This window comes from Pseudomonas sp. HR1, from assembly GCF_030175875.1.
GTDB classification, from domain to species: Bacteria; Pseudomonadota; Gammaproteobacteria; order Pseudomonadales; family Pseudomonadaceae; genus Chryseomonas; species Chryseomonas oryzihabitans.
In genome coordinates this window covers 867,859-894,291 of the sequence record NZ_JASNRF010000001.1, presented here as the reverse complement: position 1 = coordinate 894,291, position 26,433 = coordinate 867,859, and the positions used below count along the sequence as shown (strand labels likewise).

27 protein-coding genes are annotated in these 26,433 nt (G+C 69.5%); 14 read left to right on the top strand and 13 right to left on the bottom strand.

What is annotated here, in order from left to right; all coding sequences use genetic code 11:
- Positions 1-7 precede the first annotated feature (7 nt).
- The 5 genes from QKY98_RS04070 to QKY98_RS04050 form a co-directional block, all read right to left on the bottom strand.
- Entirely contained in the window at positions 8-445 is a 438-nt protein-coding gene (locus QKY98_RS04070) for an RDD family protein (protein WP_284670370.1), read from the bottom strand.
- A gap of 67 nt (positions 446-512) precedes the next feature.
- Complete coding sequence (locus QKY98_RS04065; protein ID WP_169854657.1) at positions 513-1,184, bottom strand: DUF799 domain-containing protein; 672 nt, start codon at positions 1,182-1,184, stop codon at positions 513-515.
- Between the two features lie 10 nt (positions 1,185-1,194).
- The gene (locus tag QKY98_RS04060; protein WP_169854658.1) at positions 1,195-1,563 is read right to left on the bottom strand and encodes a DUF4810 domain-containing protein; all 369 of its coding nucleotides are present in this window, start codon (positions 1,561-1,563) and stop codon (positions 1,195-1,197) included.
- 14 nt (positions 1,564-1,577) lie between these two features.
- The gene (locus QKY98_RS04055; protein WP_169854659.1) at positions 1,578-2,246 is read right to left on the bottom strand and encodes a CsgG/HfaB family protein; all 669 of its coding nucleotides are present in this window, start codon (positions 2,244-2,246) and stop codon (positions 1,578-1,580) included.
- Between the two features lie 320 nt (positions 2,247-2,566).
- Complete coding sequence (locus tag QKY98_RS04050; RefSeq protein WP_284670369.1) at positions 2,567-3,472, bottom strand: alpha/beta hydrolase; 906 nt, start codon at positions 3,470-3,472, stop codon at positions 2,567-2,569.
- A 97-nt stretch (positions 3,473-3,569) separates the two neighbouring features.
- Between QKY98_RS04050 and QKY98_RS04045 the strand changes: the two genes are divergently transcribed.
- Positions 3,570-4,217 (top strand): HAD hydrolase-like protein, encoded by a 648-nt coding sequence (locus QKY98_RS04045; RefSeq protein ID WP_284670368.1) that lies wholly within the window; start codon positions 3,570-3,572, stop codon positions 4,215-4,217.
- Positions 4,218-4,272: 55 nt separating this feature from the next.
- Here QKY98_RS04045 and QKY98_RS04040 read toward each other — a convergent pair whose 3' ends face one another.
- A complete protein-coding gene (locus tag QKY98_RS04040) occupies positions 4,273-4,608 on the bottom strand; it encodes an I78 family peptidase inhibitor (RefSeq protein WP_007160277.1) in 336 nt (111 codons plus the stop codon).
- A 393-nt stretch (positions 4,609-5,001) separates the two neighbouring features.
- Between QKY98_RS04040 and QKY98_RS04035 the strand changes: the two genes are divergently transcribed.
- From QKY98_RS04035 to QKY98_RS04020, 4 genes are read left to right on the top strand one after another with little or no spacing between them, the layout of a single operon-like run.
- Entirely contained in the window at positions 5,002-6,465 is a 1,464-nt protein-coding gene (locus QKY98_RS04035) for an alginate export family protein (RefSeq protein ID WP_284670367.1), read from the top strand.
- A gap of 10 nt (positions 6,466-6,475) precedes the next feature.
- The gene (mhpT, locus tag QKY98_RS04030) at positions 6,476-7,708 is read left to right on the top strand and encodes a 3-(3-hydroxy-phenyl)propionate transporter MhpT (protein ID WP_115946185.1); all 1,233 of its coding nucleotides are present in this window, start codon (positions 6,476-6,478) and stop codon (positions 7,706-7,708) included.
- Positions 7,701-8,252, top strand: coding sequence for a DUF3237 domain-containing protein (locus QKY98_RS04025; protein ID WP_115946184.1), 552 nt, complete (start codon positions 7,701-7,703; stop codon positions 8,250-8,252). Before mhpT ends, QKY98_RS04025 begins: the two co-directional genes overlap by 8 nt.
- 23 nt (positions 8,253-8,275) lie before the next feature.
- Entirely contained in the window at positions 8,276-9,508 is a 1,233-nt protein-coding gene (locus QKY98_RS04020) for a thiolase family protein (protein WP_502945079.1), read from the top strand.
- Positions 9,509-9,765: 257 nt separating this feature from the next.
- Here QKY98_RS04020 and QKY98_RS04015 read toward each other — a convergent pair whose 3' ends face one another.
- From QKY98_RS04015 to QKY98_RS03995, 5 genes are all read right to left on the bottom strand, one after another.
- Entirely contained in the window at positions 9,766-11,163 is a 1,398-nt protein-coding gene (locus QKY98_RS04015) for a sensor histidine kinase (RefSeq protein ID WP_027598588.1), read from the bottom strand.
- A complete protein-coding gene (locus QKY98_RS04010; RefSeq protein WP_007160283.1) occupies positions 11,160-11,837 on the bottom strand; it encodes a response regulator transcription factor in 678 nt (225 codons plus the stop codon). The genes QKY98_RS04015 and QKY98_RS04010 overlap by 4 nt, the downstream gene beginning before the upstream one ends.
- Positions 11,838-11,895: 58 nt before the next feature.
- The gene (locus tag QKY98_RS04005; protein ID WP_284670365.1) at positions 11,896-12,447 is read right to left on the bottom strand and encodes a chorismate mutase; all 552 of its coding nucleotides are present in this window, start codon (positions 12,445-12,447) and stop codon (positions 11,896-11,898) included.
- 486 nt (positions 12,448-12,933) lie between these two features.
- On the bottom strand, positions 12,934-13,224 hold the full coding sequence (gene zapA / locus QKY98_RS04000; protein ID WP_284670364.1) for a cell division protein ZapA: 291 nt from the start codon (positions 13,222-13,224) through the stop codon (positions 12,934-12,936).
- The gene (locus QKY98_RS03995) at positions 13,221-13,553 is read right to left on the bottom strand and encodes a hypothetical protein (protein WP_284670363.1); all 333 of its coding nucleotides are present in this window, start codon (positions 13,551-13,553) and stop codon (positions 13,221-13,223) included. The genes zapA and QKY98_RS03995 overlap by 4 nt, the downstream gene beginning before the upstream one ends.
- 243 nt (positions 13,554-13,796) lie before the next feature.
- On the opposite strand from QKY98_RS03995, the gene arnB reads away from it, so the two are divergent.
- The 9 genes from arnB to QKY98_RS03950 are packed head-to-tail and all read left to right on the top strand — an operon-like array spanning position 13,797 to position 24,270.
- On the top strand, positions 13,797-14,945 hold the full coding sequence (gene arnB / locus QKY98_RS03990) for a UDP-4-amino-4-deoxy-L-arabinose aminotransferase (protein WP_027600401.1): 1,149 nt from the start codon (positions 13,797-13,799) through the stop codon (positions 14,943-14,945).
- The gene (gene arnC / locus QKY98_RS03985) at positions 14,942-15,931 is read left to right on the top strand and encodes an undecaprenyl-phosphate 4-deoxy-4-formamido-L-arabinose transferase (RefSeq protein WP_284670362.1); all 990 of its coding nucleotides are present in this window, start codon (positions 14,942-14,944) and stop codon (positions 15,929-15,931) included. Before arnB ends, arnC begins: the two co-directional genes overlap by 4 nt.
- 14 nt (positions 15,932-15,945) lie before the next feature.
- Positions 15,946-17,925: a bifunctional UDP-4-amino-4-deoxy-L-arabinose formyltransferase/UDP-glucuronic acid oxidase ArnA gene (gene arnA / locus QKY98_RS03980; protein WP_502945076.1), complete on the top strand. Its 1,980-nt coding sequence runs from the start codon at positions 15,946-15,948 to the stop codon at positions 17,923-17,925.
- An 11-nt stretch (positions 17,926-17,936) separates the two neighbouring features.
- Entirely contained in the window at positions 17,937-18,818 is an 882-nt protein-coding gene (gene arnD / locus QKY98_RS03975; protein WP_284670582.1) for a 4-deoxy-4-formamido-L-arabinose-phosphoundecaprenol deformylase, read from the top strand.
- A complete protein-coding gene (arnT, locus tag QKY98_RS03970; protein ID WP_284670361.1) occupies positions 18,815-20,458 on the top strand; it encodes a lipid IV(A) 4-amino-4-deoxy-L-arabinosyltransferase in 1,644 nt (547 codons plus the stop codon). Before arnD ends, arnT begins: the two co-directional genes overlap by 4 nt.
- A complete protein-coding gene (locus QKY98_RS03965) occupies positions 20,455-20,796 on the top strand; it encodes an EamA family transporter (protein ID WP_144961191.1) in 342 nt (113 codons plus the stop codon). Before arnT ends, QKY98_RS03965 begins: the two co-directional genes overlap by 4 nt.
- Positions 20,793-21,194, top strand: a complete 402-nt coding sequence (gene arnF / locus QKY98_RS03960) for a 4-amino-4-deoxy-L-arabinose-phosphoundecaprenol flippase subunit ArnF (protein WP_093253176.1) — start codon at positions 20,793-20,795, stop codon at positions 21,192-21,194. The genes QKY98_RS03965 and arnF overlap by 4 nt, the downstream gene beginning before the upstream one ends.
- Positions 21,191-22,588 carry a UDP-glucose dehydrogenase family protein gene (locus tag QKY98_RS03955; RefSeq protein ID WP_027598081.1) on the top strand — a complete coding sequence of 466 codons (1,398 nt, stop codon included), beginning with the start codon at positions 21,191-21,193 and terminating at the stop codon, positions 22,586-22,588. The genes arnF and QKY98_RS03955 overlap by 4 nt, the downstream gene beginning before the upstream one ends.
- Positions 22,588-24,270 carry a glycosyltransferase family 39 protein gene (locus tag QKY98_RS03950; RefSeq protein ID WP_284670360.1) on the top strand — a complete coding sequence of 561 codons (1,683 nt, stop codon included), beginning with the start codon at positions 22,588-22,590 and terminating at the stop codon, positions 24,268-24,270. The genes QKY98_RS03955 and QKY98_RS03950 overlap by 1 nt, the downstream gene beginning before the upstream one ends.
- A gap of 20 nt (positions 24,271-24,290) precedes the next feature.
- Here the strand turns inward: QKY98_RS03950 and QKY98_RS03945 are convergent, their stop codons facing one another.
- Together QKY98_RS03945 and QKY98_RS03940 are read right to left on the bottom strand one after the other, a co-directional pair.
- A complete protein-coding gene (locus QKY98_RS03945; protein ID WP_284670359.1) occupies positions 24,291-25,103 on the bottom strand; it encodes an SMP-30/gluconolactonase/LRE family protein in 813 nt (270 codons plus the stop codon).
- Between the two features lie 143 nt (positions 25,104-25,246).
- The gene (locus QKY98_RS03940; protein WP_074583461.1) at positions 25,247-26,428 is read right to left on the bottom strand and encodes a M20 aminoacylase family protein; all 1,182 of its coding nucleotides are present in this window, start codon (positions 26,426-26,428) and stop codon (positions 25,247-25,249) included.
- Positions 26,429-26,433 lie beyond the last annotated feature (5 nt).

The following is a 26,433-nucleotide window of genomic DNA, read 5'->3' as shown; positions in this document are numbered from 1 at the left end:
TTGGCGTTCATGGGCTGACCGACCGCTTTTCTTTGAGGAGCACGGTGTTGGCCAGCATGTCGCCCAGCCGCTTCCGGGAGCCGAAGAAGATGAAGATCCAGTCGATGACGCTGAGAAAGGGCGTGGTGATGTTGCGCAGAAAGGACTGCCACGGATTGCAGTTCAGGTAGCTGCGCTCGTCGACCACGACGATACCCAGGAGTCTTTTCCCTAGGCTTTGGCCGTTCGGCAGGCTGTCGCTGAAGAGGAAGTAGGCTATGACCAAGGCAAAAGCCAGCAGTTGGCTATAGGCCCCCACCATTGACCAAGGGAAGGCTATCCAGCCGGTCGACTTGGCGAAGACAAGCAGCAGCAAGACCACTAGGCCGTCTATGAGCTGTGCCGCAAGCCGGCTGCCCAGGCTCGCCAGATTTTCCGGCTTCCGGTAAAGCTCAGGCGTGTTCACCGTTTCCTCCCGAGGCGCCTCGCGGCGCCTCTCGACTATCCGTATCGATTCATCCGCAAGACTGGAGTCAACGCGCCGCCAGATCCTTCCCATACAGCGGCGAATGCGGGCCGGGCAGGACGCCGTTGGGTCTCAGCGTGAGCAGGCGGACGCCGGCGATGCCGGCCATCTCGTGGCCGCGGTCGTTGATGGAGTTGACGATCTGGGTGACGGCGGCGGTGATCAGCATGCCGACCAGGCCACCTCCGCTGTTCTGCTGCTGTTCGGCGGTGCTGGCGGCGGCGGCGCCTTCCCAGAGCAGCTTGCCGCTACGCAGGTCGACCAGCTTGGCGGTGACGACGACGGCGGTCTCGCTGCTGATGACGTGGTAGGAGGTGCCATAGCGGGTCACTTCGGTGTAGAGAGCGGCGTCGGCGCCGAAGATCTCGCGCAGCTTGGGCGGCGGGGCGGCCTGCATCTCGTCCGGGTGGAGCAGGCCGTTCTGCTTGAAGGTCTCGTCCACCAGGGCGACGGGCAGAACGTAGTAGCCGGCTTCGCCCAGGGGATAGCTGAGCTGGGCGAGCACGCTGTAGCTGGCCTTGATGTCGGGCGATTTGTTCACTGGCGGCAGGATGACCACGGAGGCCGGCTTGCTCTCGCGGAAGGCTGTGTAGTCATAGACTTTCTGTTGGTTGGCGCAGCCGCCGAGGAAGGCGAGGGTGGCCAGCAGGGTCAGGGCCTTGATCAGGTGTCTGGGCATGGTCGGCTCCTTAGTTCTTCGCCAGGTTGCGCATGAGGAAGTCCATGTAGGCGGTCGATTCGGGGAAGAGCGACTTCTCCGTCTCGAACTGCTGGCGGACCTGGTCGGTCTTGCCGACTTCGGCGTAGAGCATGCCGAGCTGGGCGTGATAGCCCGGTGCGGGGGTCAGGCCGGCGGCGCGCGCCTTCTGCAGGCCCGCCTCGAGTTCGGCGATCTGCTGCTCCGGTGCACTCTGCTTGGTGAAGTGGCCGTAGACCTGTTCCTGATAGCCCGGCCAGTAGTAGAGCGGGCGAGGCTGGTTGGCGGCGCAACCGCCGAGCACGGCGGTGGCGAGAAGGAGCGACATCATCGCGGCACGGGGCCGGAATACGCTGTTCATGGGAGCTTCCTTGCTTACTGGGCGGGGCGCCAAGCGCCGCTGTCGATGCCGTTGACCAGCCGGGTCACGGCTTCACGGATGGCGAGGTCCAGGACCTTGCCGTTGAGGGTCGAGTCGTAGCTCGCGGTACCGCCGAAGCCGACTACCTCGCGGTTGGACAGGCTGTATTCGCCAGCGCCCTGGACGGAATAGACGACCTCCGAGGTACGCACGTCGACGATGTTCAGGTCGACCTTGGCGTAGGCGATCTGCGACTTGCCGCGCCCGAGGATGCCGAACAGCTGCTGGTCACCCACTTCCTTGCGGCCGAACTCGGTGACGTCACCGGTCACCACGTAGTTGGCGCCCTTGATTTGCTGGCTCTTCTTGGCGAAGCCACTTTCCTGGGCGATCTCGGCCAGGTTGTCGCGGTCGAGCACATTGAAGCGGTTGGACTGCTGCAGGTGAGTGATCAAGACCGTCTTGGCCTGGCCTCCGAGGCGATCCACGCCGTCGGAAAACAGCCCGCGCATGTAGCTGGAGCGATTGTCGAACTTGCCCACGGCGATGGGCTGGCGAATGCCCTGGTAGGCAGTGTGGGCGGAGGCGACCTGCTGGACTTCCAGCGAGCGTGAGGACTCGGTGGCGCACCCCATGAGGGTGACCAAGCCGGTGGCGACGGCGAACATCAGTGCTTTTTTCATAGATCCCTTGTGCTGAGCAATGTGGCTTTCAGCTGCCGGGATCGCATGCCCTCCGCACGCGATGCTGGCAGGTCAGATGGACCAGCAGGGGCTCGCGGGGAATGACGCCAGGAGCAAGGAGAGAAATCGGGAGTAGATCCTGGCCAATCCGTGGCGTGGGTGAGCGTCCTGGTGATCCATCAGTGACCCAGAGAGTGTAACGAGACTTTGTGACGTACTAGACATTACGCTCGACGAGCGGAAGCGAGTAAGGGGCTTAACGGTGGAGCTCGGACCAGATAGTCCAACAATGTCCGCTGCGATCGTTTCCCGTTCCCGTCCTAGCGCCACTCGCTCAACACGGCCTGCAGCGAGGCCGGCAGCATGGGGCCGTGGCCCAGCCCTTCGAGCACCTCGTAGCGCACCCGGATGCCGGGGAGCTGGCCGAGGCGGTCGGCCAGGCGCCGGGTGGCATCGGCGGGGACCTCGCTCTGGAAGTGCGCGGGCAGTTCGCGCTCGGCGCCGCCCTGCAGCAGCACCAGGCGGACCGGATGGGCCTGGAAGCGCGCCTTCAATTGCTCGTCGTCTTGCGGCAGCACGGTGGGACTCCACCACAGCGAAGGACTCACGGCGTAGCCCTCGGCGAAGGCGTCCGGACGGGTGAGCAGGGCGTGGAGGACGAGCAGCCCGCCCAGGGAATGACCCCAGAGTGCGCGCTGGTCAGGATCCAGGGGAACCTGACGGGCCACCGCCGGCTCCAGGCGCTCCAGCAGCCAGGCGAGAAAGACGTCGGCGCCGCCGGTGGCCATCTCGCGAAAGCGCTCGCTGGTGGGGGCCGAGGGCGTGTAGTCATAGGCCCGACCCGGGCCATCGATACGCTTGCCGCCCGTGTAACCCACCGCCACCAGCACGGGCGGATGGGGCCGCTTGGCCAGGGTGTCGAGCAATTCGGCATTCAGCCCGCCCAGGGCGGCGTTGCCATCGAGCAGATAGAGCACCGGATAGCCGGTGGCCGGCGCCGGGGTGGCGGGTCGGGCGATCCACACCTGGTAATGGCGGGCGCCGTCGGTGGAATCCAGCTGGAGTTCGCTGAAGGCATAGCCGTGGCCCGGCTGCTGGAGCACCTGGGCGTCCATGGGCTGATCGATGGGGCGCGCCTGGCCCGGCAGGGCCAGGGCCAGCAGCAGCGGCAGGGCCAGCCAGGTGCAGCGTGGGGGGCGGCGAGAGGAGAGCGGCGACAGAGGCATCAGCGAACAAGACTCATTTCCAGTGGAGCGGTCGAGCCTACCGATCTCTGCCGCCGGTCGCCATACTGACGGGGATCTCCGCCGCCCAGGACGCCCCATGCATCACCCCCATCTGCTGTTCGATCTCGATGGCACCCTCACCGATTCGCGCCTGGGCATCACCCGGGCGATCCAGGTGGCGCTGCGCACCGAGGGGATCGAGGAGCCCGATCTGCGCAGGCTGGAGGTCTTTATCGGTCCGCCGCTGCTGCAGAGTTTCATGACCCACTACGGCTTCGACGAGGCGCGCGCCTGGCGCGCGGTGGCGGCCTATCGCGGGTATTTCCGCGCCACCGGTCTCTATGAAAACGAGGTCTATGCAGGCATCCGCGAGTTGCTGGCCGCGCTGCAGGCGGCCGGGCGACGGCTCTATCTGGTGACGGCCAAGCCGCGGGTGTTCGCCGTGGAGATCCTCCGGCACTTCGCGCTGACGGAGTTCTTCATCGCCCTGCATGGCAGCGAGCTGGACGGCACCCGCACCGACAAGACCGAGCTGCTGCGTTTCGTGCTGGACACCGAAGGCCTGGCGCCGGAGACCTGCCTGATGCTGGGTGACCGCGAGCACGACCTGATCGCCGCCCAGGCCAATGGCGTGGCGGCGGTGGCCCTGAGCTACGGCTTCGGCAGCCGGGAAGAGCTGGAGCGCCACCGCCCGGCCTTTCACTTCCACAGCGTGGCAGCCCTGCGCCAGGGCTTCGGCCTCTAGCGGCAGGCGCCGACCTGCGCGGCGGTGGCCGGCAGGTCGTGGGGCGCGAGGGGGATCAGCCGCAGGTGGCGGTCTGCACCACCAGGCTGGCGCTGGTGGTAATGGTCAGGCGCTGGGAGTTGAAGTCCATGGTCATGGGGTCCTGCGGACGGACCACGCGAACGACCTGGGCACCGGCGCGCTGCCGGCCTTCTTCGGCCAGGGCCGGGGAGAGGGCCTTGCCGACCAGATCCTGGACCGCGTCGGAGTTGCACCGGCCACTGCTGCTGACGGCGCCGCTTGGGGCCGAGGAGGCGGCCGCCGGGCTGCTCTGGGTTTCGTGCGAGCCGCAACCGGCCAGCAGGGTGAAGAGCGCGGCGCCAGCCAGCAGGAGGGGAGTCTTGAAGCTCATGAGTTCGCCTTTTCGATCGTGAGAGAAGGAACCTTAACCCGTACGGGCCTCCTGATGGACCCCTCAAGGGCGGGCATTGTTACAAAGCGCGATACAGAAGACGTTGCGAGACCCCGGTGACCGGTCGTCCCGCAGGCATAAAGTTAATAAATATAACGTTCGGTAATCGGCCAGATTCGGGTCGGATGGCTTGATCCATTTCTGCCATCGACCATCATCGAACCAGGGCCACCCGGCCCCCACGGTGACGACAACAACAACAAAGGGACACCCGCCATGTCAGCTCGCTATCCAACTACCCTCCCGCCTGACCGCTACCCGATCCGCGCCCGCTAGGCCCTGATCCGCGCGCCCCGCGGCGCCTTCCGCATCCTCAGTCAGGACGGTCATCTCATGTCTTGTTCGCGCTCGCTTCCGGCCTGCGCACGGGCCCGCTCGTGCCTCGCCTTTACCGCTCTCGCCGCCCTGCTCGCCAGCCAGGGTGCGCTGGCCGCGCCTTCCACCACCCTGGAAAGCGCCCGCCCCAAGCCGCTCAACAGCCTGGAGACGGCGCGTCCCCTGCCGCCCGGACCGCCGCGCTGGGCCGAGGACTATCGCTTCCTCGACGATCCGCAAAAACGCACCGATCCCTTCGACGGGTTGCGCTACCAGCGCCTTAGCGACTCGGCCTGGCTGCAGACCGGTGGCGAGGCGCGCTACCGCTTCGACACCATCCGCAATCCGGTCTTTGGCCGGCGCGGGGTGGATACCGATCACTACATCCAGCAGCGCCTGCAACTGCACGCCGACCTGCACCTGTTCGATGACGCCCTGCGCGCCTTCGTCCAGCTGGAAAACACCCGCGCCTGGAACAAGGCGCTCTACGGCCCCTACGACCAGAGCCGCACCGAACTGCACCAGGCCTTCATCGACCTCAACACGCCGCTGGCCGGTGGCAAGCTGATGACCCGCATCGGTCGCCAGGAGCTGGGCTACGGCAACCAGGCCTTCGTCACCTACCGCGACGCGCGCAACATCCGCCTCAACTTCGACGGCCTGCGCCTGGCCTGGACCCGTCCGGACGGCTACCGGCTGGACGCCTTCGGCCTGCGGCCCGTGGTGACCGGCGAAGACAGCTTCGACGACGGCTCCAACAACGCGGTCAAGTTCTATGGTCTCTATGGCACCCTGCCGCTGACCGGGCCGCTCAAGCTCGACGTCTACGGCTTCGGTCTGGAGACCGACCAGCGCACCCTGGATGGCCTGACCGGCGCGGAAAAGCGCTACACCGCCGGCTTCCGTCTGTTCGGCAACGCCGGTCCCTGGGACTGGAGCTGGGACCTGGCCGGGCAGGGCGGGCATCTGGCCGGCGCCCGGATCCGCGCCTGGGGCCTGAGCAGCGAAACCGGCTATCGCCTGGGCGGCGCCTGGAAGCCGCGGCTGGCCTTGCGGGTGGACGCCGCCAGCGGCGATCACGGCCCGGGCGACGACCGCGTCGGCACCTTCGATCCGCTCTTTCCCAAGAACGGTTTCTATGGCGACTCCGGGCTCACCACCCTGGCCAACCTCTATCTGGTCGGGCCGCTGCTGACCCTGGCGCCCCGGCCGACGCTGCAGCTGGAGAGCGGACTGTTCGGCGTCTGGCGGCAGAGCACCGAAGACGGCGTCTACCTGCCGGGCATGACCACGGTGCCGGGCACCGCGGCCAGCTCGGCGCGCAAGGCCGGCACCCTCTGGCGCAACAACCTGCGCTGGATGCCCACCGCCAACCTGACCCTGGACCTGGAATACAGCTACTTCCAGGCCGGCGCCGCCGTGCGCCAGGCCGATGGCGACGACACCAGCTTCCTGATGGCTGCTACCACCTTCCGCTTCTGAGGAGTCCACCATGCGCCTGCTCTCGACCGCCCCGCCCGGGGCCCGCCTGACTCTGCTGCTGTGCTTCATCGTCGCCCTGCTGGAGGGCATGGACCTCCAGGCCATGGGCATCGCCGCCCCGGCCATGGCCAAGGCCTTCGGCTTCCAGCCGGGGCAGATGGGCCTGGTGTTCAGCGCCAGCATCCTCGGCCTCTTGCCCGGCGCCTTCATCGGCGGCTGGTGCGCCGATCGCATCGGCCGCAAGAAGGTGCTGATCGCCTGCGTGCTGATCTTTGGCGTCTTCTCGGTGGCCACCGCCCATGTCTGGAGTCTGGAGAGCCTGCTGCTGGCGCGACTGCTCACCGGCATCGGTCTGGGCGGCGCCCTGCCCAATCTGATCGCCCTGTCCGCCGAGTCGGTGGACGAGCGCGCCCGCGCCACGGCGGTCAGCCTGATGTATTGCGGCGTGCCCCTGGGCGGCGCCCTGGCGGCGGTGGTGGGGCTGCTGGACGTCGGCCGCTGGCAGACGGTGTTCTATGTCGGCGGCCTGGCGCCGCTGCTGGTGGCGCCGCTGCTCGGGCGTTACCTGGCGGAGACCGCCGGCTTTCTGCGCAAGCGAGGCGGGACTCAGGCGGGTAGTCCGCGCGGGGCCTGGCTGGGCGCCATCCCGCTGTCGACCACCCTGCTGCTGTGGCTGGGCTACTTCTTCACCCTCACGGTGATGTACATGCTGCTCAACTGGCTGCCGTCGCTGCTGGTGGGGCAGGGCTTCAGCCGCGGCCAGGCGGTGGGGGTGCAGATCCTCTTCAACCTGGGCGGCGGCATCGGTTCGGTGCTGTTCGGCCTGCTCATGGATCGCTGGCGGCCGCGGCTGACGGTGCTGGCCATCTACCTGGGCATCCTGCTGGGTCTGGCCGGGCTAGGGCTGGCCAAGGCCTATCCGCTGGTGGTCCTGGCCGGTTTCGCCGCCGGGCTGTTCGTGGTCGGCGGCCAACTGGTGCTCTATGCCCTGGCGCCGCAGCTCTATCCGGCGGCGGTGCGGGCGACCGGAACCGGCGCGGCGGTGGCGGTCGGACGCCTGGGCGCCATGGCCGGCCCACTGCTGGCGGGGCAGGTCCTGGCCCTGGGCGGTGGCGCGGCGACCCTAGTGGTGGCCACCACCCCGGCGGTACTGGTGGCCGCAGGCGCGGTGCTGGCCCTGCTGCACCGGCGGGCACCGGTGCCGGCGGCTACCACCCACGCGGAGGCGCCTGGGCATGCGTAGTGTGCTGCTCGTCACCCTGCTGACGCTGACTGGCCTGGCCCGGGCGGCCACCACGGACGGCGATCCGGCCACCGCCACGCCACCGCCGCTGCAGCTCGAACCCCTGGCGCGCTTCGAGGTGGCCCTCGACGCCCCGGTCTGGGAGCTGGGCCAGACCAGTGACCTGGGCAAGCGGCGCATCATCCCCATCACCGGCGGCCGCTTCGACGGCCAGCGCCTGCATGGACGGATCCTCAACAACGGCGCCGACTGGCAGGTGGTGACCGCCGATGGCCTGGCCATCATCGACACCCGCTATCTGCTGCAGACCGACGATGGCGCCCTGATCTATCTGCAGACCAAGGGCTATCGCTATGGCCCGCCGGAGGTGATGCGCGAGCTGGCCGCCGGCAAGCCGGTGGATCCCCGGCGCTATTTCTTTCGCGTCACCCTGACTTTCGAGACCGCCGCACCAGCCTATGCCTGGCTCAACCGCGCCCTGGGCGTGGGCAGCGCCATGCGCCTGGGCAAGGCGGTGGTCTACGACGCCTATCTGCTGCAATAGAGGAGGAGCCGATGCCCATTGGAATGACTGCGCTCTACGACGATGTCCTGCTGCTGGATGGCGTGCGCACGCCCTGGACCGATCTGAATGGCGCCCTGGGGCAGGTGTCGCCCACCGACCTGGGCATCGCCGTGGCGCGGGCGCTGCTGGCGCGCGGGCATGAGGCCGGAGCGGTGGATTCCGTGCTGGCCGGCTCGGTGGCCCAGGCCAGCTTCGATGCCTATCTGCTGCCACGCCATATCGGCCTCTATGCCGGGGTGCCCGAGGCGGTGCCGGCGCTGCAGGTGCAACGCGTCTGCGGCACGGGGCTTGAGCTGCTGCGCCAGGCTGGCGATCAGTTGCAGAGCGGCCAGGCCAGCCGGGTGCTGTGCGTGGCGGCCGAGTCCATGACCCGCAATCCCATCGCCGCCTACACCCACCGCAGCGGCTTTCGCCTCGGCGCGCCGGTGGAATTCCACGACTTTCTCTGGGAGGCGCTCAAGGACCCGGCGGCCGGACTGGACATGATCGCCACCGCCGAGCGCCTGGCCCAGCGCCATGGCATCGCCCGCGAGGCGGTGGATGCCTGGGCGCTGCGGAGTTTCGAGCGCGCCCTGGCAGCCCAGCGCCAGGGCTGGTTTCGCGAGGAGGTCGTGCCGGTGACGGCGGCGCGCTTCGAGGCTGAAGGCCTGGCGCCGCGGGAGTTGCGTCTGCCGCGGGGCTGCGCGGGGGTCGAGCAGGACAGCCATCCGCGGGAGACCTCGCGGGAGGCCCTGGCACGGCTGACGCCAGTGCATCCGGGCGGGGTGCAGACCGCCGGCAATAGCTGCGCGGTGGCCGACGGCGCCGCCGCCGTGCTGCTGGCACGGGGCGCGGACGCCGCGCCGGAGCGGGCGCTGGCCTGGATGCGCGGCAGTTGTGTGGTGGGGGTGTCGCCGGACGTCATGGGCAGTGGTCCGGTACCGGCCATCCAGGGCCTGCTCGACCGCGCCGGCCTCAGGCTGGAGGCCATCGACCGCCTGGAGATCAACGAAGCCCAGGGCGCCCAGCTGCTGGCGGTGCAGCAGGCTCTGGAACTGGATCCGGCGCGACTCAATGTGCATGGCGGCGCCATCGCCCTGGGTCATCCACTGGCCGCCACCGGCCTGCGCTTGGCCGTCACCCTGGCCCGCCAGCTGCGCGCCGAGGGGCTCAGGTACGGGGTGGCAGCGGTGTGCATCGGCGGTGGGCAGGGGATGGCGGTGCTGCTGGAGAATCCGGGGTGGCGGGGGCGGTAAGGGGTTGGGCCGGGGTGTATCGGGCTTCGCGGGGCCCAGCTCAACCTGATCGCAGCCATGGCGGTCCGCCGATGCGGCCGCTCCTACGGTTGTCTCACAGCCTGTAGGAGCAACTGTCTTGATCGCGTATCGCGGCCATGCCGGTGCGTCGTAGCGACCGCTCCTACAGTGGCGTCCGTGCCTGTAGGAGCGGCCCATGGCCGCGATGATTTTTTAGGCGGCAGGAGGGCGACACTTTGTTGGGCTGCGCGCTCAACCTACGCGGGGACCTCCACGGCAGGCACGACCAGGGGCGGGAAGTGGATGGCCACGCGCAGGCCCTGACCGCCGGTGGCGGTGGCCAGTTCGATGCCGGCGTCGTGGGCGGTGGCGATGTCGCGGACGATGGCCAACCCCAGGCCGGTACCATGGATGCCGCGGTCGAGGCGATAGAAGCGCTCGAAGATGCGTTCGCGCTCCGCCTCGGGAATACCCGGGCCGTCGTCTTCCACCTCCAGCACCGTGGCCCCGGCCTGGCCGCGCAGGCGGACCGTGACCTGACCGCCGCGCGGGGTGTATCTGAGGGCATTGTCGACCAGGTTGTCGAGCAGGTCGCGCAGCTGGAAGGCGTTGCCCTGCACGGTCTGCGGCTCCAGTTCGTAGCCTAGGTCGATGCCGTGGCCATCGGCCTGGGCCAGCTGGCTGGGCATGGCTTCGCCGATCAGTTCGTCCAGCCGCAGCGGCTCGCGCGGCGGACTCTCCAGCCGCGCGGTGGCGGCGCGGGCCAGGGTCAGCAACTGGTTGGTCTGGCGGGTCATGCGCTCGGTGGCGGCCTGGAGTTGCGCCAGCGCCGCGGCGCTTTCGGCATCGCCGGCATGGCGCTGGCGCAGCCACTGGGTCAGGGTGCTGATGCCCGCCAGCGGGGTGCGCAGCTGGTGAGCCATGTCGTCGAGAAAGGCGCGCTGGTTGCGCGCACCCTCGCGGATGCGCAGCAGCAGGCCGTTGAGCGCGGTGACGAAGGTGCCCAGTTCGCGGGGCGCACCCTCTTCGCGCAGCGGCGCCAGGTCATCGTAGTGGCGACTGTCGAGCTGACGCTCCAGCCGTTCCAGCGGCTTTAGGCCGCGGCGCACCGCCCAGAGCAGCTGGGCGGCGATCAGCAGGGCGACCAGGATCTGCACCGCCACCAGGGTCAGCACCATGCGCTGCAGGGCGGCGGTGTGGCGACTCAGGGTCTGGGCCACGCTGGCCACCACTGGTTGCCCGGCCACCTCGCCGAGGCGGCCGACCATGAACACCGAGCGGTCGTTGATACGGGTGCGCAGGGCGGTGGTATGGCCGTCGCGCATCTCGTCGGTGATCTCCTGGACCGGCATGGCGGCATCGCCGAACAGCAGCTGGCCGTCGAGGGCGCGCACCGCCAGCCAGACGTGGTCGTGGCTGTTGTGGCGCAGCAGGTAGTCGGCTTCGGTCGGCAGCCACAGGCGGCCGTTGCCGTCCACCTCCAGCTGTTCGAGCAGCAGGATCGCCGCGTCGGTGAGATCGCCGTCCAGGGCGCTGAAGGCCGGTTTGCGGGCGAACTGGTAGCTGACCACGGCGCCGCCGAGGTTGACCAGCAGCACCGGCAGCACCAGCCATTTCAGCAGCCGTCGGCGCAGGCTGGGCGCGGTGGCGGTCATGGCGCGGCTTCTTCCAGGCGATAGCCGAAGCCGCGCACGGTGCGGATACCGACCCCGGAGTCGGCCAGTTTCAGCCGTAGCCGCGAGACATAGACCTCCACGGCGTTGTGGGTCAGGTCTTCGCTGCCCCAGGGCGCCAGGGCGTCGATGATCTGCTGCTTGGAGACCACCTTGCCGGCCTGACGCAAGAGGTGTTCGAGCACCGCCCACTCCCGGGCCGAGAGATCCAGCGCGGTGTCGCCGAGGCGCGCCTGGTGGGCGGCGGTGTCCAGGCGCAGGGCGCCGAGGGTCAGGTCGGCGCTGTTCTGGCCACCGGCACGGCGGACCAGCGCCTTGATCCGCGCCACCAGCTCGGGCACGGCGAAGGGCTTGACCAGGTAGTCGTCGGCGCCCACTTCGAAGCCGTGCACCCGGTCGTCGATGGCGTCGCGGGCGGTGAGCAGCAGCACCGGCTGGTCGCTGCCACGCTGGCGCAGGCGGCGGACCACCTCGAAGCCGTCCAGGCCACCGGGCAGGCCGATGTCCAGCACCACCACGGCGAAGCGAGTGGTGCGCAGCCAGGCATCGGCCTCGGCGCCGTTGCGCAGGAGGTCGACCTGCATGCCATGGCCTTCCAGGACGCGGCGGATGCCGTCGGCCAGGGTGGCGTCATCTTCGACCAGCAGGATGTGCATGGGTGATCCTCGGATTCAACGCGATTCGGTCGCCGTAGCGCCGATTATGCACAGGCGCTCAGCGGGGCAGGGCGCAGAAATCGCCCAGCGCCCGCACCAGGGCCAGGCGGTGGAGATCATCGGGGCGGGCGGCGGCGAGGTGGGCGGCGAGGGCGCGGTCCAGTTGTGCCGGGCAGTCCGCGGCGGCGCGCAGTTCGCCGGTGGCGGCGAGACCGCCGAGCAGCCTGGCCTGGAGTTCGTTCAGCTGGGTCCTGAGCGTCGTCAGGTCCGTCGTCTTGGCGGGCAGCGGCCGTTCGTGGCGCCGCCAGGCCTGCAGCAGGCCGTATTGCACCAGCTTGTTGGCTTCCATCTGGGCGGCAAAAAAGGTCTGGGCGGTGGCCGGGGAGACGGCGGCTGCGGGCGCGGCCTGGGCGACCTCCTGCAGCACCTGGCGCTCGCGGGCTTCGTCCAGTACCGGCTTGCCGCTGTCGTGCTTGCTGCGGGCGACCCCATCGGCCAGCGTTAGGCGCTGGGCCATGGCATCCAACAGGGCCGGCAGCGGCGCCGGCGCGGCCTGGACGCCGAGGGCGATGCTCAAGAGCGGAAGGGCGAGCCAGCGAATACCCGACATGAGGGACCTCCGGGGCAGGGGAAGGGGCACCGAAGCTCGCACGGGGCCGCGGGGCGGTCAAGATGGCCGGGGCAGGGCGGTTGTGCGGGGGTGAGGTGGTTGGGGTGGCCCTCACCCCAGCCCTCTCCCGGAGGGAGAGGGGGCGGAGCGGCGTGGGGCTTGGGCTGGCGTAGGGTGGAAAACCGCAATGCGTTTTCCACGCGGGTGCCGTGCCGTCGTGGATGAGGCTGCGCCGTCATTCACCCTACGGAGGCCAGCGCAGGTCGGTAGCTCCGTGCGGAGCCGCACCCTCACCCCAGCCCTCTCCCGGAGGGAGAGGGGGCGGAGCGTCGCGGGGGTTGGGCTGGCGTAGGGTGGAAAACCGCGGAACGTTTTCCACCCGCGTGCCGTGCCATCGTGGATGAGGCTGCGCCGTCATCCACCCTACGGAGTCCAGCGCAGGTCGGTAGCTCCGTGCGGCGCGCCTTCCTTATTCCAACCCGCTTCCTACGCCTCCTGCGCCGCCCGGACCTCGGCGGTCAGGGCCTGGAGGCGGGTGTCGAAGGCATTGAGGGCGCCGGCGTCGGCGGCGGTGTCCAGGCTCAGGCGCAGGGCGGCCAGCACCAGCAGCTCGGTGGCGTCGCCGCGGCGGCGGTCGCCCTGGATGGCGACCAGTTCGTCGCGCAGGCGGGCGGCGGCCTGTTGCAGGGCGGCGCGGTCGCCTTCGGCCACCTTGAAGCGGTAGCGGCGACCGAGCACCTCCACCTCGTCGTCGGCGCCCGTCTTGGCGGTCTTCACTCGACGCTGGCCGCGTGGCGCTGCTCGGCGTCGGCGGCCACGGCCTGCTCGACGGACTGCGCGGAGAGCAGGGCCAGCAGGCCTTCCACGCGCTGGCGGGTGCTGGCGCCGTGTTCTTCCTGCTCCAGCAGACTCAGTTGCAGGGTGTCGTTTTCCTCGCGCGCGGCCAGCAGGGCCTGCTCCAGTTCCTGGGTGCGGGCGGTCAGACGCTGGTTGCGCTGCAGCAGGTCGCGGATGGCGGTTTCCAGTTCGCTCAGGGTGTTGTCCAGCATGGGCGCGGTCGTCTCTCGTGTCAGGTTCGGGGCTGCCAGGGAGGCAGGGGTCAGCATTCTAGGCCTCTCACCGATCACCGGCACCCCATTCATCGTGGGCTAAGCCCTTGTTTTGCCAAGAGGTTCACGGGGGTGACCGGCGAGCTGACCGGCTGTCAGGCAGTTGTCAGGTTGCGCTAAGGGGGCCGTAAGGCAAGACGCCTTAGCCTGGGCTCATCGCGTCGGCTGTCCTGTCCCGGCGCCCCTCGCTTCGGATGAGCCGCCATGACCGATCTGTCCCAGAGCACCGCCCCGCGCCAGCTGGACGAGCCCTTCCTGCCGTTTTCCCGGCCCAGCATCGGCGCCGAGGAAGTGGCCGCGGTGAGCCAGGTGCTGACCTCGGGCTGGATCACCACCGGGCCCCAGGCCAACCTGCTGGAAGAGCGCTTCGCCGATTCGGTGGGCGCCGCCCACGCCGTGGCCCTGTGCTCGGCCACCGCCGCCATGCACGTGACCCTGCTGGCACTGGACATCGGCCCCGGTGACGAGGTGATCACCCCCTCGCTGACCTGGGTCTCCACCGCCAACATGATCACCCTGATCGGCGCCACCCCGGTGTTCGTCGACGTCGACCGCGACACCCTGATGGTCTCCGCCGAGCAGGTGGCCGCCGCCATCACCCCGCGCACCAAGGCCATCGTGCCGGTGCACTACGCCGGCGCCAGCTGCGACCTGGCCCCGCTGCGCGCCCTGGCCCGCGAGCACGGCGTGGCACTGATCGAAGACGCCGCCCACGCCGCCGGTACCCGCTACCAGGGCGAGCCCATCGGCCAGCGCGGCACCGCCATCTTCAGCTTTCACGCCATCAAGAATCTGACCTGCGCCGAAGGCGGCATGCTGGTGACCGACGACGCCACCCTGGCCGAGCGGGTACGCCGACTGAAATTCCACGGCCTGGCGGTGGATGCCTTCGACCGTCACACCCTGGGCCGCAAGCCCCAGGCCCAGGTGCAGGAGCCCGGCTTCAAGTACAACCTCTCGGACATCCACGCGGCCCTGGCGCTGGTGCAGCTGGATCGCCTGGGCGACATCAACAGCCGCCGCCGCCTGCTGGCCCAGGCCTACACCCAGCGCCTGGCCCAGCTGCCGGTCGCGCCCCTGGCGCTGCCCGACTACGCCCAGACCCACGCCTGGCACCTCTACATCCTGCGCATCTGCCCCGAGCGGTGCGGGATGGAGCGCGAAGCCTTCATGGCCGGCCTCAAGGCGCGCGGCATCGGCACCGGCATCCATTTCACCGCCACCCACCTGCATCCCTGGTACCGCGAGCGCTGGCCCGAGCTGGCGCTGCCCAACAGCGAATGGAATTCGGCACGGCTGTGCTCCATCCCGCTGTTTCCCGACATGACCCTCGCCGACGTCGACCGCGTGGTCGGCGCCATCGAAGACCTGCTGGAGAAAGGCGCATGAAGCCCTATGCCATCGACCGGGTATCCGTGGTGATCCCCGTCTACAACGAAGAAGCCAGCCTGCCGGAACTCCTGCGCCGCACCCGCGCCGCCTGCCGCCTGCTGGATTGCCAGGTGGAGATCATCCTGGTCGACGACGGCAGTCGCGACCGCAGCGCCGAACTCCTGCAGCAGGCCGCCAGCGAGCCGGACAGCCCGGTCGTGGCGGTGCTGCTCAATCGCAACTACGGCCAGCACTCGGCGATCCTTGCCGGCTTCGAGCAGGCCCGCGGCGATCTGATCATCACCCTGGACGCCGATCTGCAGAATCCGCCGGAAGAGATCCCGCGCCTGGTGCACACCGCCGCCCAGGGCTACGACGTGGTGGGCACCGTGCGCCAGCAGCGCCAGGATTCCTACCTGCGCACCCTGCCGTCGCGGCTGATCAATCGCGCCGTGCAGCGCTCCACCGGCGTCGCCATGCGCGACTACGGCTGCATGCTGCGCGCCTATCGCCGCCAGGTGGTGCAGTCGATGCTGGCCTGCCACGAGCGCAGCACCTTCATCCCGATCCTGGCGAACAGCTTCGCCCGCCACACCACCGAGATCGAGGTGGCCCACGCCGAGCGCGAACACGGGAATTCCAAGTACGGCTTCCTCAAGCTGATCAACCTGATGTTCGACCTGCTGACCTGCATGACCACCACCCCGCTGCGCATGCTCAGCCTGTTCGGCGGCGGCCTGGCGGTCTTCGGCTTCCTCTTCGCCGCGCTGCTGCTGGTGCTGCGCGTCACCCACGGCGCCGAGTGGGCGGCCGATGGCGTGTTCTCGCTGTTCGCCGTGCTGTTCATCTTTACCGGCGCCCAGTTCGTCGGCCTCGGTCTGCTCGGCGAGTACCTCGGCCGGGTGTACCACGACGTCCGTGCCCGACCCCGGTTCCACGTGGAACAAGTGATCCGCGCCGCCACCCTTTCTCCTTCGCCGGCGCCGCTGCGCCAGGTCCAGTAACAGGAAAGCCCCTGATGAAAACCGCCATCGTCTTCGCCTACCACGACATCGGCTGCGCCGGCCTCGCCGCGCTGATCCAGGCCGGCTATCCCATCGCCGCCGTCTTCACCCACCCGGATGACCCGAGCGAGAACCGCTTCTTCGGTTCGGTGGCCCAGCTCTGCGCCCGCCACGGCATCCCGGTGCACGCGCCGGAAGACGTCAACCACCCGATCTGGGTCGAGCGCATCCGCGCCCTGGAACCGGATTTCATCTTCTCCTTCTATTACCGCAACCTGCTTTCTGAAGAGGTGCTGGCCTGCGCCAAGCGCGGCGCCTACAACCTGCACGGCTCGCTGCTGCCGCGCTATCGCGGTCGCGCCCCGGCCAACTGGGTGCTGGTCAATGGCGAGACCGAGACTGGTGTGACCCTGCACCGCATGGTCAAGCGCGCCGACGCCGGCGCCATCGTCGCCCAGCAGCGCGTCGCCATCGCCGCCGACGACACCGCCCTGACCCTGCACGCCAAGCTGCGCGAAGCCAGCCAGACGCTCCTGCGCGACAGCCTGCCGGCCCTGGCCGAAGGCCGGCTGACCGAGCGCGAGCAGGACGAAAGCCAGGCCACCACCTTCGGCCGCCGCAGCGCCGCCGATGGCGAGCTGGAGTGGAGCCGTCCGGCCGTGGAACTGGGCAACCTGGTGCGCGCCGTGACCCAACCCTATCCGGGCGCCTTCGGCTGGATCGGTGACCGCAAGCTGATCGTCTGGAGCGCCCAGGCCCGCCAGGAACGCCATGACCAGACTCCCGGCAGCGTGCTGAGCCTGGAGCCGCTGCGTATCGCCTGTGGTGAGGGCGTGCTGGAAATCCAGGCCGGCCAACTGGGTGACAACGGCCTGTACCTGTCCGGCCCGCAACTGGCCCGCGAAGCCGGCCTGGTGGCCGGTGCCCGCCTGCATCGCCAGGATCGCCGCGCCAAGCGTCGCACCCGGGTACTGATCCTGGGCGTCAACGGCTTCATCGGCAACCACCTCTCCGAGCGCCTGCTGGCCGACGGCGAGTACGAGGTCTATGGCCTCGACATCGGCTCCGATGCCATCGAGCGGCTCAAGGCCAATCCGAATTTCCACTATGTGGAAGGCGACATCTCCATCCACACCGAGTGGCTGGAATACCACATCAAGAAGTGCGACGTGGTGCTGCCGCTGGTGGCCATCGCCACGCCCATCGAATACACCCGCAATCCCTTGCGCGTGTTCGAACTGGACTTCGAGGAAAACCTCAAGATCGTTCGCCACTGCGTGAAGTACGGCAAGCGCGTGATCTTCCCGTCCACCTCCGAGGTGTACGGCATGTGCCAGGACGAGCGCTTCGACGAAGACCGCTCCAACCTGGTGGTCGGCCCGATCAACAAGCAGCGCTGGATCTATTCGGTCTCCAAGCAGCTGCTCGACCGGGTCATCTGGGCCTACGGCGCCAAGGGCCTGAAATTCACCCTGTTCCGTCCGTTCAACTGGATGGGCCCGCGCCTGGATCGCCTGGACTCGGCGCGCATCGGCAGCTCCCGCGCCATCACCCAGCTGATCCTCAACCTGGTGGAAGGCACCCCCATCAAGCTGGTCGACGGGGGCGCCCAGAAGCGCTGCTTCACCGACGTCGACGACGGCATCGAGGCGCTGTTCCGCATCATCGAGAACAGGGGCGGTCGCTGCGACGGCCAGATCGTCAACATCGGCAACCCGGACAACGAAGCGAGCATCCGCGAACTGGCCGAAGAGCTGCTGGCCCAGTTCGAGGCCCATCCGCTGCGCCATGAATTCCCGCCCTTCGCCGGCTTCCGCGAGGTGGAGAGCAAGAGCTTCTATGGCGACGGCTACCAGGACGTGGCCCACCGCAAGCCCAGCGTGGAGAACGCCCGCCGCCTGATCGACTGGCAGCCGACCACCGCCATGGCCGCCACCGTCGGCAAGACGCTGGACTTCTTCCTGCGCGAAGCCCTGGCGCAGCGGGAGGCCTGATGAACACCCTGATCCCGGCCAGCCTGCGCATCGACGTGGACACCTATCGCGGCACCCGCGAAGGGGTACCGCGGCTGCTCGACCTGCTGGACGAAGCCGGGGTCAAGGCCACCTTCTTCTTCAGCGTCGGGCCGGACAACATGGGGCGCCACCTCTGGCGCCTGGTGAAGCCCACCTTCCTGTGGAAGATGCTCAGATCCAAGGCCGCCAGCCTCTATGGCTGGGACATCCTGCTGGCCGGCACCGCCTGGCCGGGTCGGCCCATCGGTCGCGACCTCGGTCACCTGATGCGCGAGACCCGCGCCCGCGGCCACGAGGTCGGCTTGCACGCCTGGGATCACCACGCCTGGCAAGCCCATACCGGAAGCTGGAACCTGGAGCGCCTGGGCGCCGAATTCGGCCGTGGCCTGCAGGCTCTGGAAGACATCCTCGGCGCCAAGGTCGACTGTTCCGCCGCCGCCGGCTGGCGCGCCGATCCGCGCGTGGTGCTGGCCAAGGAGGCCTTCGGCCTCCGCTACAACAGCGATTGCCGCGGCAGAAGCCTCTTCGTTCCTCGGTTGGAAAGTGGAGCTTTGGGCACTCCTCAGATCCCGGTAGACATGCCGACCTTCGATGAGGTGGTCGGCCCCGACCTTCCTGCCGCCGACTGGAACAGCTATCTGCTCAAGCGCTTCCGTCCGGGGGCGCTCAACGTCTACACCCTGCACGCCGAGGTGGAAGGCATCGCCTTCGCCAATGACTTCCGCGCCCTGCTCAAGGCCGCGCGGGAGGAGGGCATCCTGTTCCTGACCCTGGGCGATCGCCTGCCGGCCGATCCGCGCCAGTTGCCCGCGGGCAATCTGGTGCGTGGCAGCCTGGCCGGCCGCCAGGGCTGGCTGGGCGTGCAGGCATGAGTCGGCGTCGCCTGTGGATGCTGCTGCCGCTGGCGCTGCTGGCCTATGCCCTGCCGCTGGCCTGGCGCGGCCTGTGGATTCCGGACGAGTCGCGCTATGCGCAGATCGCCCAGGAACTCTGGCGGCGTGGCGACTGGGTGGTGCCGCACTTCCTCGGCCTGCCCTATTTCGAGAAACCCATCGGCGGCTACTGGACCCAGGCCATCGCCCAGGCCTGGGTCGGTGACTCGCTGTTCAGCGTGCGCCTGGTGCCACTGCTGGCCAGTCTCGCCACCGCCGCCCTGGTGGTGCGCCTGACCCGGCTGATCTGGCAGGATCGCCCGCTGGCGCTGCTAGCCGGGGTGGTCTATCTCTCCTGCGTGGCCGTGGCGGGGCTGGCCACCTACGTGACCCTCGACGCCCAGTTCGCCTTCTGGATGGCCCTGGCGCTGCTCGCACTCTGGCAGGCCCAGGCCGCCGAGACCCGCGGCGCGGCCCTGGTGCAATGGGCGCTGCTGGGGCTGGCCTGTGGCTGCGGCCTGCTGACCAAGGGCTTTCTCGCCCTGGTGCTGCCGGTGCTGGTGGCCGTGCCCTTCTTCCTCCTGCAGCGGCGCCTGGGCGAGTTGCTCTGCCGCGGTCCCCTGGCGGTGCTGGTGGCGATCCTGGTGGTGGCCCCCTGGGCGCTGCTGGTGGCCCGGCGCGATGCGGATTTCTGGAATTTCTTCTTCTGGCACGAGCATATCCAGCGTTTCGCCGGCCAGGATGCCCAGCATGAGCGGCCGTTCTGGTTCTATGGCCCGGTGCTGCTGCTGGCCATCCTGCCCTGGGCCGGCCTGCTGCCGCGTACCCTGGGCCAGCTCTGGCAGGACCGGCGTCACCGCGGCACCGCCTTCCTCGGCATCGCCGTGGTCGGCCAGCTGCTGTTCTTCAGCCTCAGCCGCGGCAAGCTGCCGACCTACCTGCTGCCGACCCTGGCCGCCCTGGTGCCGCTGCTGGCGCGCACCCTGCAGGAGGCGGGCCGGCGCGGCGCCACCGGTGCCCTGCGGCTGAACGGCCTGTGCAATCTGCTGCTGGGCCTGGCCGGCCTTGCCGCCCTGCTGATCTATGGCGGTCGCCTCTATGAGAGCGGCGAAGGCCTGACCCGCGCCCTGGCCCTGCTGGCGCCCCTGGCGCTGCTGCTGGCCGGTCTGGCCGCGCTGGTCTGGCCGCGGCGCACCCTGCTGGCGCCGGCCCTGGCGCTCTGGGTGCTGCTGCCGCTGCTGTCCATCGCCCTGCCCAACGGCCTGGTCGACAACAAGCTGCCGAGCACCTTCATCCAGGCCCAGCTCGGCCACTTCAAGAATGCCGGCCTGCTGGTCAGCAACGACCTCGGCGTGGCCGCCAGCCTGGCCTGGGCCACCCACCGCGATGACGTGGTGCTGGTGGGCGGTCCGGGCGAACTCAAGTACGGCTTCGCCCGCGAGCCGGCCAGCGGCCGGCTGATCGAAGAGCGCGACCTGGCCGCCTGGCTCGCCGCCCATCGCGACCAGGGTCCGGTGGCCATCCTCTTGCGGGTCGACGGCCCCAGCGATCGCCAGCTGCTGGACAGTCTGCCCGAGCCGGGCGAGAGCATCGCCAGCGAGCGCCTGGTGCTGCTGGTCTATCCGAGGCCGACGCCATGACCGCCCTCGACGGCCTGCTGATCGCCGTGGTGATCGGCCTCACCAGCGCCGGCCAACTGGGCCAGAAGCGCGCGGTGGCCGCCGGCAATGCCCTGGCCGCGCGACTGCGCTCGCCCTGGCTGTGGGGCGCCCTGGTCTGCCTGGGCCTGGCCCTGCTGGTCTGGTGCGCGGTGCTGCAGCGGGTGCCGGTGGGCGTCGCCTATCCCCTGCTGTCGCTCAACACCCTGGCGGTGACCCTGCTGGCGCGCCTGGTGTTCGGCGAGGTGGTGGACGCCCGCGCCTGGTGTGGCTGCCTGTGCATCGTCGTCGGTGCCGCACTGCTGGGCGGCCAGCTATGAACGGCCTGCTGCCCCTCGGCCTGAGCATCCTGCTCACCACCCTGGCGCAACTCGCCTTGCGCGCGGCGCTGGTGCGGCTGCCGGCCATGGCCAGCTGGGTCGGCGCGCCCGCGGCGCTGCTGAGTACGGCCGGGCTGCTGCTGGCCCTGGGCATCCTCTGCTACGGCCTGTCGCTGCTGGCCTGGCTGGCCGCCCTGGCGCGCCTGCCGCTGGGTCGCGCCTATGCGGCGCTCGGCCTCTCCTACGTCTTCGTCCACCTCGGCGCGGCCTGGCTGCCAGGCGCCGCCGAATCCTTCACCCCCTGGAAAACCCTGGGCGTCGCGCTGGTCGTGGCCGGCGTCGCCCTCGTCGGCGGGCCCCGCGCCAGCGCCGCTCCCACCCTGAGGAATACCCTATGAACATCAGCGTTTTCGGCATCGGCTACGTGGGTCTGGTGCAGGCCGCCGTGCTGGCGGAAGTCGGCCACCAGGTGGTGTGCATGGACATCGACCGCGCCAAGATCGACAAGCTCAAGCGCGGCGAGGTGACCCTCTATGAGCCGGGTCTGGAAGAGCTGGTGCGCAGCAACCTGGCCGCCGGCCGCCTGGTGTTCACCCACGAGGCCGCCGAGGCCGTGGCCCATGGCGCCGTGCAGTTCATCGCCGTGGGCACCCCGCCGGCCGCCGATGGCTCGGCCGATCTGTCCGCCGTCTTCGCCGTGGCCGAGACCATCGCCCGCCTGCGCCGCGAGCCGCTGATCGGCCAGCCGGTCTCCCGCGATCCGCTCTTGGTGGTGAACAAGTCCACCGTGCCGGTGGGCACCGGCGACCGCGTCCGCGCGCTGATCCACGAGGTGCTCGCCGAAGAGGGCCGCACCCTGCACGTGGAGGTGGTCTCCAACCCGGAATTCCTCAAGGAAGGCGCCGCCATCGCCGACTGCAAGAAGCCCGATCGCATCGTGGTGGGCACCGACTCGCCGGTGGCCCGCGACGTGATGCGCGAACTCTATGCACCCTTCAACCGCAACCATGACCGCATCCAGTGCATGGACCTGCGCAGCGCCGAGCTGGCCAAGTACGCCGCCAACAGCCTGCTGGCGGTCAAGATCAGCTTCATCAACCAGATCGCCGAACTGGCCGAGCACGTCGGCGCCGACATCGAGGCGGTGCGCCAGGCCATCGGCGCCGATCCGCGCATCGGCCACCACTTCATCTACCCAGGCTGCGGCTACGGCGGCTCCTGCTTCCCCAAGGACCTGCAGGCGCTGATCCGCACCGGCGAGGAAAACGCCGTGGAGCTGGACCTGCTGCGCGCCGTGGAAGCCATCAACGTGCGCCAGAAGACCAAGCTGTTCGAGCGCATCAACACCTACTTCGACGGTGACCTGCGCGGCCGTACCTTCGCCCTCTGGGGACTGGCCTTCAAACCCAACACCGACGACATGCGCGATGCGCCCAGCCGGGTGCTGATGGAGGCCCTCTGGGCGGCCGGCGCCAAGGTGCGCGCCTTCGACCCGGTGGCCATGGCCGAGGCCCAGCGCCTCTATGGCCACGACGAGCGTCTGGCGCTGATGGGCACCCCCGAGGCCGCCCTGGCCGGCGCCGATGCCCTGGTCATCTGCACCGAGTGGCAGCAGTTCAAGGCGCCGGACTTCGATCTGATCGCCCGCCAGCTCAATCAGCCGCTGATCTTCGACGGGCGCAACCTGTTCGATCCCGAGCGCATGGAGCGTCGCGGTATCGAGTACTTCGCCATCGGCCGTGGCGCCGCCCTGGGCGGTCCCCAGGTCACCCGCCGTGTGGACGCCGCCTGATGGTCTCGCCCATGCCCCTGACCCCACGCAGCGCGCCCCTGGCCGCGCTGCCGGCGGCCAGTCGCCTGCGCCGCGAAAGCCTGCTGCTCGGGGTAATCGCCACCCTGATGTTCACCCTCGGCATCTGGAACCAGGCGCCCCAGGGCTTCGACGGTCGCTGGGCGGTCTTTCTCGGCGAGATGTTTCGCCATGGCCCGTCCTTTTTCGCCACCACCTACGGCCAGCCCTATCCGGACTATCCCGGCACCGCCACCTGGCTGAGCTGGCTGGCCGCGCGGGTGATCGGCGCGCCCAATCACCTGGCCAACGTGCTGCCCACCGCCCTGGCCTCGGCCGCGGTGCTGGCGCTGACCTATCGCCTGCTGGCCGATACCCGCCGCGCCTGGGCGCTGCTCACGGTGCTGCTGGTGGCCCTGACCCCGCAGTGGCTGGAAAAGGCCCGCGCGGTCTGCCTGGATCAGCTGGTCGCCCTGGTGGTGCTGCTCTGCTTCTACCTGCTCTACAGCGCCGACCGTGACGGTCGCCCGCTGCGCCGCCTGCTGGTGCTGCCGCTGTTCGCCCTGGGCTTCGCCATCCGTGGTCCGCTGGGCCTCATCGAGCCCTGCGGCGTGGTCTGCCTCTACTGGCTGGTGGTGGCCTGGGGCGAACCGGCCCGGCGCACCCTCGCCCTGCAACGGCTGTTCGGCTACGGTCTGGCCGGTCTGGCGCTGCTCGCCCTCGGCTGGTGGACGCTGATCCAGCTCGCCCACCACGAGGGTGGGGCGGATTTCGCCGCCGAGGTCTGGCACATGCAGGTCACCGGCCGGCTGGACGAGAGCGGCAAGCCGTTCTGGTTCTATCTGCAGCTGGGGCTCTATCGCTATCTGCCGGTGCTGCCGCTGGCGCTGCTGGTGCTGGTGGCCGAGCGCCGCCGCCTGCTGGCCTGGCCGCACACCGCCCAGCGCCGGCTGCTGCTGGGCCTCGCCGGCAGCGGTCTGCTGATCCTGGTCGGGTTGTCCATCCCGCACTTCAAGCGCGCCTACTATGTGGTGCCCATGGTGCCCTTCCTGGCCGCCATCGCCGCCCATGGCCTCCTGCGCGCCGAGGGCTGGTTCCGCCGCATCGCGCCGGTCTACACCGCGCTGGTGCTGGCGCTGCCCGGGCTGGCGCTGGTGGCCATGCTGGTCTGTCGTCACCTCTGGCAGCGCCACGGCTACTGGCCGGATGTCTCCCTGGCGCTGCTGGTGCCGGCCTTCGTCCTGCTGCAGATCGCCGCCCTGGTCAGCTGGCGCCGGCTGGACGGCAGTCGCCGCCTGCTGACGCTGAGCGCCCTGGCGCTGGCCGCCCAGTGGCTGATGCTGGTCACGGTGGTGGAGCCGGCCCAGGACCTGCAGTACGACACCCGCGGCTTCGTCCAGCAGGTGGAAGGTCTGCGCCAGCAGCAGCCGGGTCCCCTGGTGTTCTTCGGCCTCGGCCAGGACAGCTGGGCGATCCGCTACATGATGAACCTGGACCACGACGAACAGCCGATCTTCATCGCCCGGCCGCAGGTCGCGGACCTGGCGCACCTGCCGTCCGGCGCCTGGGTCATCCTCGCCCGCGACGACCGCGAATTGCTGGCGGGCACCCCGCTGGCCGACCTCACCCCGGTGCTGGGGCGCCGCCTCAACGGCAATCCCTGCCTGGTGTATCGCCTGCCCTGAAGTCCCCGGAGCCGCTCGCCCTAGCGAGCGGCTCCGGCGTCTCGCGAGAATTCCAGGATGCGGTTGCGCCCCTGCTCGGCGACCAGGTAATGACCGTCGCCGCGCGGGATCAGGGTCTGCGCCGAGCGCAGGTGCGAGAGCACCGTGACCAGACGGCCATCGGGCTGCACCAGCAGCACCCGGGCGCCGTGGGTGGCGTCTTCGGTGATCCACAGGCCGTCGGCCGAACACTGCACGAAGCCCGGCGCGTCGAGACCCGCGGCGACCAGGGTATCGGTCCCCCCGGGCTGCCACTGCTTGACCCAGCCCTTGGCCTTTTCGGTATAGAACAGCCGGCCATCCGGGCAGCGGGCCACCCCTTCGCCTTCTTCCAGGCCGTCGCGCAGCACCGCCAGGCGACGCTGCAGCGGGTCGTAGCTGAGCAGGCGACCGCGCGGCAGGTCCTCGATGGCATAGAGGGTCTGGCCATCGGTGGCGACGCCCTCGACGTCGTTGCCGTCGAACAGGGCCTGGCGCTGGCCGTCGCGCAGGAGAAACACCGGCAGCGGTCCGCCTTCCTGGCTGACCACCAGGCCGCCCTGGAACATCACCAGGCCATCCGGCTTGGACAGCTCGCCCAATACCGGCTGGCGCTCGCCATTGGGCAGCAGCCGCAGCAGGCTGCCGCGGCGACTGGAAAATTCCTGGGTCACGAACAGGCTGCCATCGGCGTCCAGGGCCAGGGCGCTGACCATGGGGATGTCGGCGGCGACTTCCCGGTAGCGCCAGCCCTCGGCCGCACTGACCGGATGGAAATGCCGCCAGGCCGGATAGGCGAAGCCGGCGGCCAGCACGGCGACGCCCAGCGCCAGCCCAGGCGCGGAAGACGACGCATGGCGATCTCTCTGTGGCAGAACGATGACCGGGCAGTCTAGCGGCCCGCGCGTGAAGAATCCGTCGCCGGCACCCCAGGTGAGGGGGCCGGCGGGGCGGGGCCTCAGGCGGTGAGGAAGGCCTCGGTCAGCTTGACCCAGTAGCGCGCGCCCACCGGCAGCAGGGCGTCGTTGAAGTCGTAGGCCGGGTTGTGCAGGTTGGCGCTGGGCCCGTTGCCGACGAACAGGTAGCAACCGGGCACCTGCTGCAGCATGTAGGCGAAGTCCTCGCTGGCCGGGATGGGCGCGAAGGGGTGCAGGGCCTCGGCGCCAAAGTGCTCGATTGCCACCTGGCGGGCGAAGGCGGTGGGGCCGTCGTGGTTGACCAGCACCGGATAACCCCGCTGATAGTCCAGCTCGGCGGTGGCGCCGAAGCTTTCCGCCTGGGCGCGCACCAGGGCGCCGATGCGCTGCTCCAGCAGGTCGCGGGTGCTGTCCTGGAAGGCGCGGATGGTGAGCTTCATCTCCACCGCATCGGGAATGACGTTGGAGGCCTCGCCGCCGTGGATGCTGCCCACGGTGATCACCGCGGTGTCCAGCGGCGCCACGTTGCGCGAGACCACGGTCTGCAGCGCCATCACCGTGGCCGCGCTGGCGACGATGGGATCGACCGCCTTGTCCGGTACCGCGCCGTGGCCGCCCTGGCCGCGGATGCGCAGGAGGGCGGTGTCGGACGAGGCCATGGCGGCGCCGTCGACGAAGCAGAACTTGCCGGTGGGCACGCCGGGCATGTTGTGCAGACCGAACACCTGGTCGCAGGGAAACAGCTCGAAGAGGCCGTCCTGCATCATCTTCAGGGCGCCGCCCAGGCCTTCCTCGGCCGGCTGGAAGATCAGGTGCAGGGTGCCGTCGAAGGCGCGGGTCTCGGCCAGGCAGCGGGCGGCGGTGAGCAGGGTGGTGGTGTGGCCGTCGTGACCGCAGGCGTGCATGCGGCCCGGGTGCTGGCTGGCGTAATCGAGGCCGGTGGTCTCCAGGATCGGCAGGGCGTCCATGTCGGCGCGGATACCCAGCACCTTGCTGCCGCTGCCGGCGCGCAGGGTGCCGACCACCCCGGTGCCGCCCAGGCCGCGATGGACCTCGTAGCCCCAGCCGGCGAGGGCGGCGGCCACCAGGTCGCTGGTGCGCTGTTCCTGGTAACCCAGTTCGGGATGGCGGTGGATGTCGCGGCGCAGGGCGACCATGTCCGGCAGGTAGCCGGCGATATGACGGGCGGTGGCGTCTTGATCCGCAGCGGTGGCAAGGCTCATGGCGA